Annotated in this window: 14 protein-coding genes; 7 read left to right on the top strand and 7 right to left on the bottom strand. The window is 36.5% G+C overall.

From position 1 onward, the window contains the following. Nucleotides 1-39 precede the first annotated feature (39 nt). On the bottom strand, nucleotides 40-1,563 hold the full coding sequence (locus MHB39_RS02065; RefSeq protein ID WP_339280593.1) for a succinate CoA transferase: 1,524 nt from the start codon (nucleotides 1,561-1,563) through the stop codon (nucleotides 40-42). 367 nt (nucleotides 1,564-1,930) lie between these two features. Here MHB39_RS02065 and chrR point away from each other — a divergent pair, with 367 nt between their 5' ends. Beyond that, nucleotides 1,931-2,662, top strand: coding sequence for a class II chromate reductase ChrR (chrR, locus tag MHB39_RS02060; protein WP_016994441.1), 732 nt, complete (start codon nucleotides 1,931-1,933; stop codon nucleotides 2,660-2,662). A 205-nt stretch (nucleotides 2,663-2,867) separates the two neighbouring features. After that, entirely contained in the window at nucleotides 2,868-3,293 is a 426-nt protein-coding gene (locus MHB39_RS02055; RefSeq protein WP_258860732.1) for a hypothetical protein, read from the top strand. A 41-nt stretch (nucleotides 3,294-3,334) separates the two neighbouring features. Here MHB39_RS02055 and MHB39_RS02050 read toward each other — a convergent pair whose 3' ends face one another. After that, nucleotides 3,335-5,014, bottom strand: a complete 1,680-nt coding sequence (locus tag MHB39_RS02050) for a hypothetical protein (RefSeq protein ID WP_016994436.1) — start codon at nucleotides 5,012-5,014, stop codon at nucleotides 3,335-3,337. A gap of 132 nt (nucleotides 5,015-5,146) precedes the next feature. On the opposite strand from MHB39_RS02050, the gene MHB39_RS02045 reads away from it, so the two are divergent. The 3 genes from MHB39_RS02045 (at nucleotide 5,147) to MHB39_RS02035 (ending at nucleotide 8,250) form a co-directional block, all read left to right on the top strand. Beyond that, nucleotides 5,147-5,797: a lysoplasmalogenase gene (locus MHB39_RS02045; RefSeq protein ID WP_339280592.1), complete on the top strand. Its 651-nt coding sequence runs from the start codon at nucleotides 5,147-5,149 to the stop codon at nucleotides 5,795-5,797. Nucleotides 5,798-5,887: 90 nt separating this feature from the next. Then, the gene (gene pepT / locus MHB39_RS02040; RefSeq protein WP_016994434.1) at nucleotides 5,888-7,117 is read left to right on the top strand and encodes a peptidase T; all 1,230 of its coding nucleotides are present in this window, start codon (nucleotides 5,888-5,890) and stop codon (nucleotides 7,115-7,117) included. A gap of 170 nt (nucleotides 7,118-7,287) precedes the next feature. Beyond that, nucleotides 7,288-8,250 (top strand): multidrug resistance efflux transporter family protein, encoded by a 963-nt coding sequence (locus MHB39_RS02035; protein ID WP_036078053.1) that lies wholly within the window; start codon nucleotides 7,288-7,290, stop codon nucleotides 8,248-8,250. A gap of 260 nt (nucleotides 8,251-8,510) precedes the next feature. Here the strand turns inward: MHB39_RS02035 and MHB39_RS02030 are convergent, their stop codons facing one another. Next, entirely contained in the window at nucleotides 8,511-8,942 is a 432-nt protein-coding gene (locus MHB39_RS02030) for a DUF4395 domain-containing protein (protein ID WP_312124658.1), read from the bottom strand. Between the two features lie 119 nt (nucleotides 8,943-9,061). On the opposite strand from MHB39_RS02030, the gene MHB39_RS02025 reads away from it, so the two are divergent. Next, entirely contained in the window at nucleotides 9,062-9,772 is a 711-nt protein-coding gene (locus MHB39_RS02025; RefSeq protein WP_036078049.1) for a hypothetical protein, read from the top strand. A gap of 61 nt (nucleotides 9,773-9,833) precedes the next feature. Here the strand turns inward: MHB39_RS02025 and MHB39_RS02020 are convergent, their stop codons facing one another. Next, a complete protein-coding gene (locus MHB39_RS02020; RefSeq protein ID WP_342545723.1) occupies nucleotides 9,834-10,517 on the bottom strand; it encodes a GNAT family N-acetyltransferase in 684 nt (227 codons plus the stop codon). Between the two features lie 11 nt (nucleotides 10,518-10,528). Next, nucleotides 10,529-11,641 carry a dipeptide epimerase gene (locus MHB39_RS02015; protein WP_036078045.1) on the bottom strand — a complete coding sequence of 371 codons (1,113 nt, stop codon included), beginning with the start codon at nucleotides 11,639-11,641 and terminating at the stop codon, nucleotides 10,529-10,531. An 80-nt stretch (nucleotides 11,642-11,721) separates the two neighbouring features. Between MHB39_RS02015 and MHB39_RS02010 the strand changes: the two genes are divergently transcribed. Further along, on the top strand, nucleotides 11,722-12,963 hold the full coding sequence (locus tag MHB39_RS02010; RefSeq protein ID WP_342545722.1) for a hypothetical protein: 1,242 nt from the start codon (nucleotides 11,722-11,724) through the stop codon (nucleotides 12,961-12,963). 55 nt (nucleotides 12,964-13,018) lie between these two features. Here the strand turns inward: MHB39_RS02010 and nhaC are convergent, their stop codons facing one another. After that, the gene (gene nhaC / locus MHB39_RS02005) at nucleotides 13,019-14,467 is read right to left on the bottom strand and encodes a Na+/H+ antiporter NhaC (RefSeq protein WP_026023485.1); all 1,449 of its coding nucleotides are present in this window, start codon (nucleotides 14,465-14,467) and stop codon (nucleotides 13,019-13,021) included. Nucleotides 14,468-14,747: 280 nt separating this feature from the next. Continuing rightward, the gene (locus MHB39_RS02000; protein WP_036078042.1) at nucleotides 14,748-15,857 is read right to left on the bottom strand and encodes an amidohydrolase; all 1,110 of its coding nucleotides are present in this window, start codon (nucleotides 15,855-15,857) and stop codon (nucleotides 14,748-14,750) included. Nucleotides 15,858-15,878: the final 21 nt, after the last annotated feature.

Below are 15,878 nucleotides of genomic sequence, written 5' to 3'. Positions count from 1 at the left end.
GAAACAGACTAACTGTCCTTCAAGGCTTTTAAAGTAGTATTATTGTTTCGTGAAAGCAGGGTCCTTCATCGTACCATTTTTCGCATAATTAACGTGCCATGATAGTGCTTTTTCTAGGTCATGTGGTGTATGATGTCCGCCCGTTGCCTCATTGGCATCATTAAAGTACTGCCACAGCTGTTCCCTATAATCAGGATGTGCACAGTTATCAATGATAAGCCCAACTCGTTCTTTTGGAGCAAGTCCTCGTAAATCTGCTACGCCCTGTTCAGTTACTATGACATCAACATCATGCTCTGTATGATCAACATGCGAGACCATTGGGACAATACTCGAAATATCTCCACCTTTAGCATAAGACTTTGTCACAAATATCCCTAATCGTGCATTACGAGCAAAGTCTCCAGACCCACCGATACCATTCATCATCTTTGTACCAGAAACATGTGTCGAATTAACATTACCGTAAATATCTAATTCCAATGCCGTATTCACTGAGATTAATCCGAGTCGACGAATAATTTCAGGCTGATTCGAAATTTCTTGAGGGCGCAACACTAATTTATCAGCATATTTTTCAAAATTCCCATAAACACGGTTTCCTACTTGCTCAGAAAGGGTAATAGAAGTTGCAGAAGCAAAATTCACTTTCCCTGCATCAATCAATTCAAACACTGCATCCTGAAGAACTTCTGAATAAACTTCTAAGTTCTCAAACTCAGAATCTTTAAAGCCTAGCAATACAGCATTGGCTACTGAACCTACCCCAGATTGAATTGGTCGCAAACTTGTTGTTAAGCGACCTACTTTAATCTCTTCACGTAGGAAATTTAATAAGTGAGTAGCCATAACATCTGTCTCTTCATCCGCGGGGACAATAGTTGATGGCGCATCTAATATATCCGAAATGACGATGCCTTTTACTTTATCTAAATCTAGTGGAATTCCAATTATACCAAGACGATCAGAAACATTCTGTAAAGGAATTGGATCACGCTTTCCTTGTGGTGCAGGCACGTAAATATCATGTATACCTTCTAATGCATCAAGCTGTGCTACGTTTAATTCAATGATGACTTGGTCTGCTTCTTGCACAAAAATAGGAGAGTTACCAACTGAAGTTGTAGGAATTAATAAGCCATCTTCTGTAATTGCAGCCGCTTCAATGATCGCAAAATCGATTGGTCCAATAATACCTTGACGAACAAGCTCAGCATTATGGGAAAGATGGGCATCGACAAATGTGATATCACCGCTATTGATTTTATTACGAATGCCAGCATCTGCTTGGAAAGGACCGCGTTTACGAATGACCCCTGCTTCTGCTAAGTATTGGTCTACCTCAGGGCCAAGTGATGCACCTGTAAAGACATCTACTTGGAAATCCTCTTTTTTCGCTTTCTCTACAAGTGCAAGAGGTACAACCTTTACATCGCCAGCACGTGTGAATCCACTCATCCCTAATACCATGCCATCCTTAATCCAAGATGCTGCTTCTTCGGCTGTTACAACCTTACTTCGTAATTGTTCATGACGAAGCTTTTTTGCAAATTTTTCTTCCATTCCCTATTCCTCCATTCCACTTTATTTTTGTTCAACTTGCATATTTGGTTCCAGTAAATCTGTGACATCCGTCAGAGGCTATATCTTTATTCCAGGAGCATTTCATCACCTAATAGCTAATGCTGTCTAAACATTTGAGAATAAAGATTTTGTAATTTTTGGTAGCACAACCAAATAAACAGTCGCACCTATAATTTTATACTATTTAGAATATTTAATCTATATCAAATGAAATATTTTACTTTACGAGATAATTTCTACATTTATAAATTATTGATGTATAACTTTTTATCCCTCATTATTCGATTTTGCTAGAAAAGCGTGCTATGCTCAAGGTATAGAACAGACACAAAGGAGAGAGTTTTTAATGGTTAAAGAACTATTACGTAGCCATTCCTCGGTACGCATCTATGATGGTGAACCGATTTCAAAAGAAATCATTGAAGATTTAATTGGAACAGCACAAATGGCTGCAACATCCCATTTTGTGCAAGCCTATAGTGTAATCTGGGTAACAGATGCAGATAAAAAGGAAAAATTAGGCTTACTATCTGGTAATCCACGTCAATATGAAACCTCAGGTGGGGCATTTGTTTTTTGTGTAGATTTCAAGCGACTTCAAATGGCTGGGAAACTAGAAGGAGTAGATATTGTAGCCGATTCTGCTGAAAATGTCCTTGTTGGTGTAGCTGATGTATCATTGTTTGCACAGAATTTTGTTATTGCAGCTGAATCAATGGGTTATGGCATTTGCTATATTGGAGGGGTACGCAATAAACCTTCTGAAATTAGCGAATTATTCAATCTACCTGATCACGTTTTCCCATTATTTGGGCTAACAATCGGCGTTCCAGCACGTCGCAATGAGGTAAAACCTCGTTTACCTGTATCTGCTGTATTACATGAAAATGAATACAATGTTGAAAAATATGAAGAGCTTTTACCAGCCTACAACGAGGAAATGGAAAAATATTATAACAGCCGTTCATCAAACAGAAAAATTGATAATTGGACAAAACAAATGGCTGATTTTTTAATCGAGCAACGACGTCCGCATATTAAAGAATTTTTAGCAACAAAAGGGTTTAATTGGAAATAGTATAACAGAAATGGAGTTACTATCGTATGATAATAATTCCATTTTTTACATAAAATTATTACCTACTTATGTCCGATACAGGTATATTGCCACACTTCTTAATTTAACTATATCTATAAATTAAACGAAAAGACTCTTTCCTTTTCCAACTATTCCATTCATAGTTAATAAATGATACCTAACAAAGAAAGGAGTTATACCAATAATGTCCAATATCAATAAACATCTTGCTCGCACCTTAGAACAACAGCATAAGAGAAGTGTAAGAGGTTTATTTTTAAAAATTGAAGACTTAAATAATGAATGCACCCAATTAAGAAAACGACTAGAGTCACATATTGATTTGAATGTATATAAAAAACCCATTGATTATGTCAATCAGTTCGTTTCTCATACTACTATTCTCAATTTAAAATTCGTTACGAATACACAGAATTTAGAAGTCGTTGTCTTGCATGCTCTTTTATTATCCTATATTTTAGAAAACACTTACGGCCATGCTTTTGAATATGAAGATAAATTATTAAAAGGGTATATACAAGAAATCTTTACACTAAATGATCATGCCGAAAGACTATTTATGAACCATAGAGAAAAAATGCTTACCTATATTCAAGAACAATCTACATAAAAAAGACGATCTTCGTAATATCAAGATCGTCTTTTGTTCTTTTATTGTAGTCCTTTAATTATAAGAGAGCGCACTGGTAGGAACTGCTCTCCTGTATCACCATAAGTGAGTATTACCTCATCACCCTCCTGTAAATAAATTGCTAAAGGTTCTGTTTCAGCACTCACTAAATAATTTTCGCCATTGTTTAATAAGAAAGATACAGTTGTAAAATCGCCTAGACGTTCTTTATATACACGCAATACCTTTCCGCTAACTTGTTTCTCCTCAGCACTTGAGCTACCATCTACAGTATTTCCTCCTCGACTTAAGGCAGTTTTATATAATTTCAATGCCTCCTTAGGAGTAGTAGCGTAAACGGAAATTTCAGGATTGGCTGCGGACACGATAAAATAGTTTTGTAAGAAACCATTGGAATCTAGCACAGCTGTCAGCCAACTCGCTTCTCCATAAAAGTTATACAACACTGGCATTTCACCATTCCACTTTTTCTCAATGAATTTCTTCTCGATTATTTGTAAATTACCTTGTGAATCCATATAACTTGAGTCTTGATTCCCTGTATAGTATGTTGCATGCCCTGTTCGTGCGTTTGTTAGTGAATAGCCTAACATTGAATCCACACCTTCTTTAGGACTTGTAAAATCTGTAAAGTAATACATATCACCCTTCTCGTCGAAAATTGGGCTAACATTCGATTCTGTTCCTTCATCAGAAGGAATCTTTACATCCTTTTTACCAAACATACTATTCCAAAAACCATGTACATAGTTACCAAAATAACTGTTTTGTAAACTTACTGTCTCTGGTGATACAGCACCATCAATAAATTCAGGTACTTGATCCAGTTTAATTACTTCTGATTTCCCTGTCAGTGCATCAACCAAGACAATTCCTTTTACATCAAAGCCATTACGCGCGGAAATAAATTCACCATATGAGCGAATGTAGTATGGCTTTCCTTCATCATCTACTTCCAGTTGTACGTCACCATAAAAAATAAGGAATGGATGTTGTAAACGAATATGACGCTCTAAATTAGCATTTAAATATGCAGAAGGTACGTATTTCATTTCCTCTTTAATAAATTTAGGATTATCCGCAGAATCTGTAGCACTCATTATGAAGTAACCAGGTGTTGTACTACCGTTCATCCATTTAAAGAATCCCGAAAATTCAACTGGCGCGATATAAACATATTCGCCCTTCACTTTTTGAATTTGTAAGCGTCCTAATTCATAGTAACTCGTGTTTGGCACTTGTCCAAAAGCCTTTTTCATTTTATTACGAGCAAATTTCGGTGGTACACTTGCAGGTGTTTGTGTCTCATCGAATGGTTTTATTTCTACTTCTTCCTTCATTTCAGATGACTTAAATTTTTCATTAGCATTCCATAAAGGTGCTGATAATACATACACAGCTACACCCAGACTTGCTAAAAATAAAAGACCTTTTATTTTCCGTTCGATACCACTTGCTAGCAGAGCTCCCGCCAATGTTAATAAAATAATAGCAGGCCAAAAAACAAGCCAATTTACATCAATTTTTGTTACATATAAAGTAATGCCTGTGGCTAAAAATCCTAATACAAAGATTCCAATAAAAAAGTATCCGATTACCTTTTTCGATTGTCCATCTTCTCGCTTCTTCGTAATAAGCGGTGTCACTAACACACTTGCGATCAATGCAATGACTGCAGAAGCTATCAGTAGCTTAGTCATTTGGTTCATCCTCTCTTCTTCTTTCTCACTACTTACTTTACGGTCACATACTAAAAAAGTTTCATACATACGTTGTACAGAAAGGAATTCTACCATAAATATTGAATTTCAAAAGGAAAGGAGCTGAAAAATTTGTTAAAAAAATTATTAATCGGTGTCATTATTTTATTGGGTCTTTATTATATTTTTCTCTTTTCCCATATTGCGGAAAGTTTAAAACTCATCTTTAAAGTAATTCCAATGTTGCTCATCATTATTTTAGCTGCGATTCAGAAGCCATTACATATTAAAAAATACCAACTTTTGATTATTGCGGGACTTATTTTTTGTATGATTGGAGACTATACATTGCAGTGGTTTTTAATTGGGCTAACTAGCTTTCTTATCGGGCATATTTTTTATATTTTTGCTTTCTCTACTGCAAATGAGCGGCATATACCAACATGGGCAAAAATACTTTTATTACTCTACGGAGCAAGTATGGCAATATGGATTGCGGGGTCTGTCTTTAAAACAGGCGAAACCATACTTGGTATCGCAGTAATCGCCTATATTTCTGTGATACTTACAATGGGATGGACAGCTATTAAAACTGGATCTACGCTAGCAGCAAGTGGTGCATTATTTTTTATTGCATCTGACTCTTATTTAGCTATTAACAAATTTGTCATGCCACTAGCTTTTTCTCATGAAATTATCATGCTGACTTATTATAGCGCCCAATTACTTATTGCTTTAAGTATCCTTCAATATTCCGAAATCCGAAGTAAAGTGTTACAATAATATCAATTATGCCAAGGCATAATTGCGTCTGAAATCTGCTTTGTAAATGCACAAAGAATTTTAACATATACACATTAGGGGGCCATACTTATGAAAGAACAAGTAATTGAGCGATTAATACGCTATGCAAAAATTGATACACAATCAGACTTCACAAGCGATACAACTCCTTCTACCCAAAAACAATTTGACCTATTACATGTTTTAAAAGACGAACTTGCCGAAATTGGTTTAACAGACATTACATTAGATGAAAATGGCTATTTATTTGCGTCATTAGAAGCTAATACAGATAAAGAAGTACCAACTATCGGCTTTTTAGCCCATGTTGATACAGCTACTGACTATACAGGCACAAATGTGAAGCCACAGCGCGTAGATAATTATGATGGTGGAGATATTCAGTTAAATGAAAACTTAGTTATGTCTCCAACTGACTTTCCTGAGCTTAAAAACTATGTAGGTCAAACACTTATCACAACAGATGGTACTACATTATTAGGCGCTGATGATAAGGCAGGCATTGCTGAAATTATGACGGCAATGGAATACCTCATTAAAAACCCTACTATTAAGCATGGTAAAATCCGTGTAGCCTTCACTCCAGATGAAGAAATTGGTCGTGGGCCACATAAATTTGATGTCGCTGCCTTTGGTGCAGACTATGCCTATACTATGGATGGTGGACCTCTTGGTGAGCTACAATTCGAGAGCTTCAATGCCGCTGGCGTAAAAGTAGTTACCAAAGGCACTAGCGTGCATCCTGGTTCTGCCAAAAATAAAATGGTAAATGCTATTACAATGGCCATCGCCTTCCAAAATGAAATGCCTGCTGACGCAGTTCCTGAAAAGACAGAAGGTTATGAAGGTTTCATTCATTTAATGGGCTTTAAAGGGGCTCTTGAGCATACTGAGCTATCTTATATCGTGCGTGACCATGATCGCCAAAAGTTTGAAGAGAAAAAACAATTAATGCGTGATGCTGCAGCTAAAATTCAAGCGCAATTTGGTGAGCATGCACTGAGCATTACAATTGAAGATCAATACTACAATATGGGTGAAAAAATTGAGCCTGTTAAAGAAATTGTTGACATTGCACGGACTGCAATGGAAAAATTAGATATTACACCGAATACCCTGCCAATTCGTGGTGGTACAGATGGCTCACAATTATCCTATATGGGCCTACCAACACCAAATATTTTCGCTGGTGGCGAAAACATGCATGGTAAATTCGAGTATGTATCCGCTGAAACAATGGAAAAAGCAACTCAGGTTATCATAGAAATCGTTCAGCTTTTTGAACAGCAAGCAAAATAATAGTTTTGAGTGAGCTTATTTCTATACGCATTTACCTAAGGAGTCATGAAAAATTTTTATAGCTACGAAGAGAGGTTTTTCCTCTCTTCGTAATTTTTTCAGCCATAATTACTGAATTTTCAAATTACATAAAGGGCTTGAGGCAATAAACTCAGGTTGAGGTGATGTTTATGAAAGAAATTGCATTAGGTATTTTAGCTTCCCTTTTCTTTGCCGTGACATTTATTCTAAATCACGCAATGGAAATGCAAGGTGGTAGTTGGCTATGGAGTGCATCATTACGATATTTTTTTATGCTCCCCTTCTTGCTCATCATAGTCTTTTATCGTAAAGGCTTTTCTCAGCTTTCTGGTGAAATAAAAGCACAGCCTATAGCATGGCTACTTTGGAGCTTTGTTGGTTTTGTCTTATTTTATGCGCCCTTAACATATGCTGCTGCTTTTGGTCCAGGTTGGTTGGTTTCTGGTACATGGCAGTTTACAATCGTTGCTGGTGTATTATTAGCTCCTCTTTTTGTTTCGGTCATTGCTGGTAAAACAGTGCGACAAAAAATACCTTTTATATCTTTGCTTATTTCATGTGTCATTTTAGTAGGTATTTTGCTTATACAAATACCTCATGCACAATCAGTATCGTTTAGAAGTTTAATGCTTGGTATTTTACCTGTCATTGTTGCAGCGTTTGCTTACCCTCTCGGCAATCGCAAAATGATGGAAGTTTGCGGGGGGCGAATTGATACTTTTCAGCGAGTGTTAGGTATGACAATTGCTTCGCTGCCAGCATGGATCATCATGGCTATTTATGCCCTTCTTACAGTAGGACTTCCCTCAGCAAGTCAAATGTTCCAATCATTGCTTGTCGGAATTAGCTCAGGTGTTATAGCAACTGTTTTATTTTTCATAGCAACGGATCGCGTAAGAGACCATCAAGGCAAGCTAGCTGCTGTGGAAGCAACTCAGTCAACAGAAATTCTTTTTGTTATTATGGGTGAAGTATTACTATTAGGAATTGCCTTTCCTAGCCCTATTGCACTTGCAGGTCTCGGTGTCATCATTGTTGGTATGCTATTACATAGCTACTATACAATGATTATTGGGAAAAAGAATGCTGTGCAACAAAACACAACTTCCTAGCAGTCCATTTTATGGGCTGTTTCTTTGACAAAAAAAGACGACTCTATTCTAAATTTAGAATAAGTCGTCTGAGATTTTCACGTTCCCAAAAAATGAGGGGGGTTTTAGGAGCGTAATCATGAACTAGCAAACTTCTGGAGAAAAGTAGCTAAAGTTCATCCTCTCTACACTGTATTGTAGAGGAGGAATAATCTTTATACGATAATGATAATCATTATCAATTAAAATGTCAATCATAATCTTATAATTTTTTTACTTTTTTAAAAAGATTTTTTTAATGAGCGTCGGTACTGCCATTGCTTCAACTGAAAATGCAGAAAACAGCCTATACAAAAGCCTGCTATTGCGATGGACGATGCGATAGCAACCATGCTAGTAAAGATATGACCAACAACCTGCCAATGTAATAGATAACCTAACAAACCCACTGCTAAACAAAGGCTTGCAATACTGGAATTAAATTTTTGTTGCTGAGCATCCTCTGGTATATACACAGATGGAGGCTTTGTTAAAAAGAGCTTCCCTACACGAAGTACTGGATTATAGTTACATAAAATACCTAGTAAATTTGCAGCTAGTGGAATTATTAATATCCAGGTAATTCCTGTTGCCCATGATAAAATGACACTCAAAAGAATAGTCCACTGGTTCAGTCTAACTAGTGGCCTTGGAATTGTCTGAGGCTGCGACACTCTAAAACCCACCTTTCTTATATGTTTAATGTATTTTACTACATGATATTCCATTTGTGAAGCAAAAATGATTACTTTATAATGATGTTAACAGATGTTCAAAGGAAAAGAGGATAACCATGCCAGCTTTAACAATGGATCAAGTTCAACAATTAAACTCGTACAGTATTTATACAACTGAACCTAAGCGGACTTTATTTACTTTAGCTGATATACATAAAGACTTTTACCATCCTGATTTTTTAAACCTTATGATGGGTATAACAGATGCAGCAACAGAAACAGCCGCTATTTCACACTTTGCACGCCGCTATGGAATGTTTTTTGCGATGCAATTTTATATGCTTGCCGCTTATGATGAAGTATGGGATGGTAAGCCGCTTGAATTGCGTTTTGATGCTGCAAAGGAATTTAACAGCTTTACTGTTGCCATGTTCGCTAATCCAAATGATTGGCGCTACGTTGATGAAGATGAACGTCAAGCTGTTATTGAGAAAATTCTTTACGATGGCCACGTCATTGTCCAACAGCTTCGTAAAGTAACATCCATCTCCCCTCTTACCATTTGGGAAAATTTCTTTGGCTACTTGCTATGGCATTATCATATATTATTATCTAATCCTGGCTTAGCCGACCAAGCCATGGAGGATATTGAGGCTTTAGAAGACCCTAAAACATGGGCACGCTTCTCCAATAAATCTTGGTGGGCTCAATATACAGGTGGCCTTAGCCCGACTAATTTAGTCAATGTTCCTGTAAGAAAGTCATGTTGTTTTTCTAAAGATATCCCAGGTTTAATGGCTTGTGGTTTTTGTCCAATGAAGAAATAATAGAGCCCTATAAAAAAGCCTTACCCCCCACAAATTCATGTGAAAGGTAAGGCTTTGTGCTTTATTTTTCGTATACAACAAACCAATCGTTGTTTTCTTCATACATCGTTGTGCCAAGGAAACCTTGTTTTAAAAGTTGCTGTTGCGCAGTCGTGTCTCCCATTGATATCACTTGTTTTTCAGTGAAGGTCGGGAATATCTCTTGTCGTAGGTCTTTAAAAAAAATATAACGAAGCTTATCTACATATTTAATTTTCAATCCTTTAATAACGAGATCTTGCGAGAATTTATCCTTTAAGCTCGGAATATTATAGGGCTTTACAGTGGAGCATATATAATCGTATTTTTCTAAATCGATATTTTCCATCACTACAGTGGCTAATGTTTTCTGTAATCCGTAACCTCGATATTTTGGTGAAACATTCGATATTTCCTGATATAACACACGTTGAAATTCGTTTTCTGCAATTCCACAATCATAGCCAAGGTGTTCTTCATCCATAGGTGGATTTAACAGCGCACGAAAGGCAATCAATTCTTCCCCTACATAAGCACCTATCATCATTCCATGCCCATTTAAAATATACTCAAATTCCTCTGTGCTTAAGGGTTGTAGTATACTTTTGTCTGCTAATGCTTCATAAACCGCAACTTGTAGCTCTTCAACTTGTTGTAAATGCTGGGGCGTTAATTTTATAACAAAAAACGGTGTCTCACCAAGCATACCATCATAAATAATTTCCATATTACGCCTCCTTAGGCTGTGACAACAGTTGAAAACTTACATAATTCTTGGATTACAGCTTCATCCACATCTACACCTAATCCTGGTTTTTCATTTAAGCAAATAAATGGTACATCATAATGTAAGTTCCCAACATCTTTTGAGAATTTTAATGGACCCGTGAGTTCTACACTCGTCATAATCTTCTTAGAGAATGCTACATGGAAACCTGCAGCAGAACCAACTGACGACTCTACCATAGAACCAACTTGACATTCAATACCTGCCATTTCTGCCATTACAGCAAGCTTCATAGCAGGGTAGATGCCACCACATTTCATTAATTTTATATTTACTTTATCTGCAGCACGCTTGGCTATAATTTCACGCATTTCGCGTACGCCTCGTAGTCCTTCGTCAATCATTAATGTCACATCAGACTTTGATTTAATTTCTACCATTCCATCAATGTCTTCACTATCTACAGGTTGCTCTAACCAATCGATATTTAAATCTTTCATAGCACGTAAACCTTGTAATGTAATGGCTGCATTACCCCATCCTTGATTTACATCCACTCGAATAGCAATGTCTTCGCCTACTCGCTCACGTACCGCTTTTATACGGGCTACATCACGAAGTACCTCTGTACCTACCTTCATTTTAAAAGAGCGATAGCCCATTTCTACTCGATTAGCTGCCTCTTCTGCCATTGCTTCAGGTGTTCCAATGCTTAGTACATGTGTGATTGGGAATTTTTCATGATAACGCCCCCCTAGAAGTTGGTATACAGGTACCCCTAGCGCTTTCCCAGCAATATCGAAGCAAGCAATATCAATAGCTGCTTTTGCTGCTGGTACATCTTTCACAACTTTATTCATTTTATCGTGTAGCTTTTCAAAGGCCATTGGACTTTCCCCAATAATAGCCGGGACAAGCTGATGTTTCAGCACAGCATATGTGCTTTCCCATGACTCACCTGTTACATGTTCATCAGGAACTGCTTCACCATACCCTACCACACCTGTGTCGGTAGTTACTTTTAAAATAATGGAAGGCATTGTATCATATGTAGCATAACTAATGATGAATGGATCAATTAGCGGTAAATGTATAGCAAAAATTTCTACTTGTTTAATTATCATCGTAATCAGTCTCCCTTGTCGTTAAAGTTGTCGCTAATACGTCGCTAAATGTTTAAAAAAATAGAAAAGGACGGATGCCCATGTCTACCAAAATAGCGATTATATGTTCAAAAGCATTTATGAAGCGTATTATTAGTATCGCACAAAACATAACCGATATTCAATTAGAATTTTATCTTTACAGCCACCCCTCTGAAGCACCTACTTTAATGAAGCAAATAAAACCATGTGATGCAATATTATTCGGAGGAACGTTACCCTATTTACACACTCAATCATTATTATCAGAAGTACCAATACCTTGGAATTATATTAAGCAAGATGAAACAACCATTTCTACAACATTGTTATCATTAGTAGCCAAACATGCAGTGGCAATCGACAGGATATCCATCGATGTAATGAATCCTGCATTCGTTGATAATGTTTTAGCAGAAATAGAATTTCATGGTCAAAAGCCATATGTTCAGCATATTTCGATTACTGAACCAACTGAGAATATTTTAAAACGCCATATCGCCCTGTGGAATTCAAAAAGTATTGATTTTGTCATTACCAGTATTCATAGTGTATTTGATGAATTACAAGCACTTCAAATACCGTCAATGCGTATGTTAGATGCTACCAAATCTATTATTCAATGCCTTGAAGAAACAAAATCAAAATCACTATTAACCAAGTCAGAAGCTTTCAAGGCTGTAGTGGGTCTCTTAGAAATCCCTAAAAATACTTCCATTGAATCAACTGTTTTAAGTCAAATTGCGAAAGCTACCTTTTCAACTTTTAAGCAAATTTCAACACATTCCTTTGAGCTATACACAACTGCTGGCAATCTGCAAAATGCTCTAGAAAAGGACAACCTAGAACAGCTCATACAGCAAGTTGAACAACCATTTAAGCTAGCATTCGGCTATGGTTATTCCATTTTGGAAGCTACACAAAATGCACAGCATGCTTTAACATTTACTAAACCTTTTGAGATTTATATTCTTGATGAACATAAAAACTTATTAGGACCTTTCCCTAATACAGAAGGTAAAGTTTCTTTGAAAACGGATGATCCTTATGTTTTACATATGGCTAAGCTTACAAGTTTAAGTCCATTAAATATTTCTAAATTAATTAATTTCAGTAATGAACGACAGTCAGCTCAATTTACATCTCAAAATCTTTCTGAATACCTCCAAGTAACACGACGTACTACCGAACGTATTATCAAAAAATTAGTTGATAATGGTTATGTAAAGATTGTTGGTGAAGAAATGACCCATCAGCAAGGACGTCCTCGTAAAATTTATCAATTGAATTTTTCAACTTACTAAACTACCTCATAAAAGAATTCTCGTAGATACACATGAATCTACGAGAATTTTTATTTTAGTCAGCCATTACCAAATTATCCGTATTTTCAGCCTCTTGTGCCTTTTTATGCTTCTCAGCTTCTGCTATTTCTTCTGGTGTTAATTTAACAATAGCAAATCCAATATATCCATAAATAATAGAAATAATCGGTACAGTAAAGTTAAGAATTGCATATGGTGCATATTCCATTGCACTTACACCTAAAGTAGCTAAAATAAACACACCACAAGTATTCCAAGGGAAGAAAACAGATGTTAAAGTTCCCCCATCCTCTAATGCACGAGATAGGTTTTTAGAATGTAAACCACGTTGTTGATAGACACCTGCAAACATACGTGAAGGTACAACAATTGAAATATATTGCTCAGAACATGTTGCGTTAGTTGTTACACAAGCTGCTATCGTTGAAGCAATAAGGCTTCCTGTAGATTTAGCAAACTTCACAATTACATTCATTAGTGCCTTTAACATTCCTGAATACTCTAAAATACCACCAAATGTCATCGCAACGATTGTCATTGAAACCGTATTCATCATAGAGTCTAAACCACCGCGGTTAAATAAATCATCCACCATGTGATTACCTGTTGAGATTTCAAAGCCTGCTTGTAATGCTTGTACAGCACTTGCAGCTGAACCACCTTGTACAAAAATCTGAAGTAAGAAACCTGAGACAATTCCAATTATTAAAGCTGGAATTGCTGGCACTTTCTTAGCCACCAATACAATAACGCCAACAGGAACTAGTAATAGTAAAGGAGAAATAACGAAGCTTTCTTCCATCACTTTTAATGTTGTCAAAATTTCTTCAGATTGCATTGAAACTTCTGCAAATTTTCTACCCATGAATCCAAAAACAACAAGTGAAATAATCAACGCTGGAATCGTTGTATAAAGCATATGCTTAATATGAGCAAATAGGTCTGTACCTGTTAAACCCGCTGCTAGATTCGTTGTATCTGATAATGGTGACATTTTATCTCCAAAGTATGAACCCGAAATAACTGCACCAGCAATCATAGCCGCTGGAATACCCATACTTAAACCAATTCCCATACCTGCGACACCAATTGTCGCCATTGTAGACCATGAACTACCAATAGCTAATGACACGATTGAACATAACAGCATGATTGTCACTAGGAACCACGCTGGAGAAATTAACTTTAGACCGTAGAAAATCATTGTTGCTACGACACCGCCGCCAATCCATGCTCCAATTGTCAAACCTACTAAAATAATAATAACAATGGCAGGTAATGCCAGACGTATCCCTTTATACATCATCTCTTCAATTTCTGCCCATTTATATCCATGCATTTTGGCCACAATTGCTGCTACAGTTGTGCCTACAAGAAGAGGTACGTGAGGACTTTGTTCTAAAACAACTACTGTAATCAACATAGTAATAATCATAATTGCAAAAGTTAGTAGTGCCCAGCCCGCATTAATATCCTTTTTCATTTTTCCATCCCCTTTTTTTGCACCAAATTCCATTTCGGTTTTTTCAAGACGCAAATAATTTTTTACGTTTTTTAGCTTAATATTCAAAAAATTAAAAGTCAACGCAAAAAATTTATGCTTCCCTAGCAAATCCCTTTATTTTAGCGTAATAAAACGCTTTCAAGTAGCAATAAAAAACAATGCAAACCCTTGAATATCCATGCATTATTAAAAATGTTCATGCAAAAAAAGCTAGATGAAAAAATAGTTACATTTTTTCATCTAGCTTTTAAAAAATTTTTTATTCAGGCTTTTTTTCTAATACACATGCAAGCACTTTCGCAGCATCAATTAAGGCACTACGATCAAATGTCATTTTAGGGTGGTGTAATCCTGGGGTTAAATTTGCACCAATTCCAATCATTGCTGCTTTTAGCTCCGGCTTTTTAACTGTATAAAAATGGAAATCATCACTACCTGGTGTAGTTATTTCATCCGCTAAATGCTCTTCCCCCAAAGCTTCAATGATGGCAGTCTTCGCCATGTTCGCAGCAACCGAGGAAACTTCAGCACCTGGTGTGAAATCTATCCAATTCCAACTCATATTAATTTCAAATTGTTGCTGTATCGATTTCAATCCAGACTCAATTTTACTGCGCAGCAATTCAAGTTGTTGATTATGTTGTGCGCGAACATCCATCGAGAAACAAGCATTTCCAGGAATAATATTTGTACTACCACCATCCGCAATAATTTTTGTTAACTTAGCAGAATGCGGTTCAAATGGTGATAAATGAATACTGTGTAGCATTTGTTGCACGGCCATAATTACATCAATGGCATTTTTACCTTGATGTGGTCTAGCCCCATGTGCATCAATACCTTGAATAGATCCCTCTAAAAAATAAGCAGCGCCATGATGAATGGCAGGCGAAACTTTGCCAAGTGGTAATTCTTCTATTGGTCTTAAATGAACACCAAATAAATGTGATACTCCATCAACTGCGCCTCTATCAAACGTTGCACATGCGCCATTTCCTAGTTCTTCAGCAGGTTGGAAGATGAAACGAACACGATGTTGTAAGGAGCGATCTTTCAGTAGTAATAATGCACCAAGAACCATTGAGATATTCGCATCATGTCCACACGAATGATTGGCTTGCCATTTCCCATCAACTTCCTGCCATAAAGCATCAATATCAGCACGTACTGCAACAATTTCATTACCTGTCCCAATTTCAGCTATTAATCCAGGTATATCACCTAATAAACGATAACTAACATGTAATTCATCCAGTATGGAAGCAATTTTTTTAGTAGTCTCAAACTCTTTCCAACTTACTTCAGGATATTTATGAAAATGATCAAACCATTGATAAATCGTTTCTTCTACTGTTAAAGCTTTTGACATAATTACACCTCTATACGCATT

It is taken from the genome of Lysinibacillus sp. FSL K6-4013, assembly GCF_038630435.1.
In the GTDB taxonomy this organism is placed as follows: Bacteria; Bacillota; Bacilli; order Bacillales_A; family Planococcaceae; genus Lysinibacillus; species Lysinibacillus boronitolerans.
The sequence above is the reverse complement of the archived record's forward strand: the minus strand, read 5'-3'. Positions and strand labels throughout refer to the sequence as shown.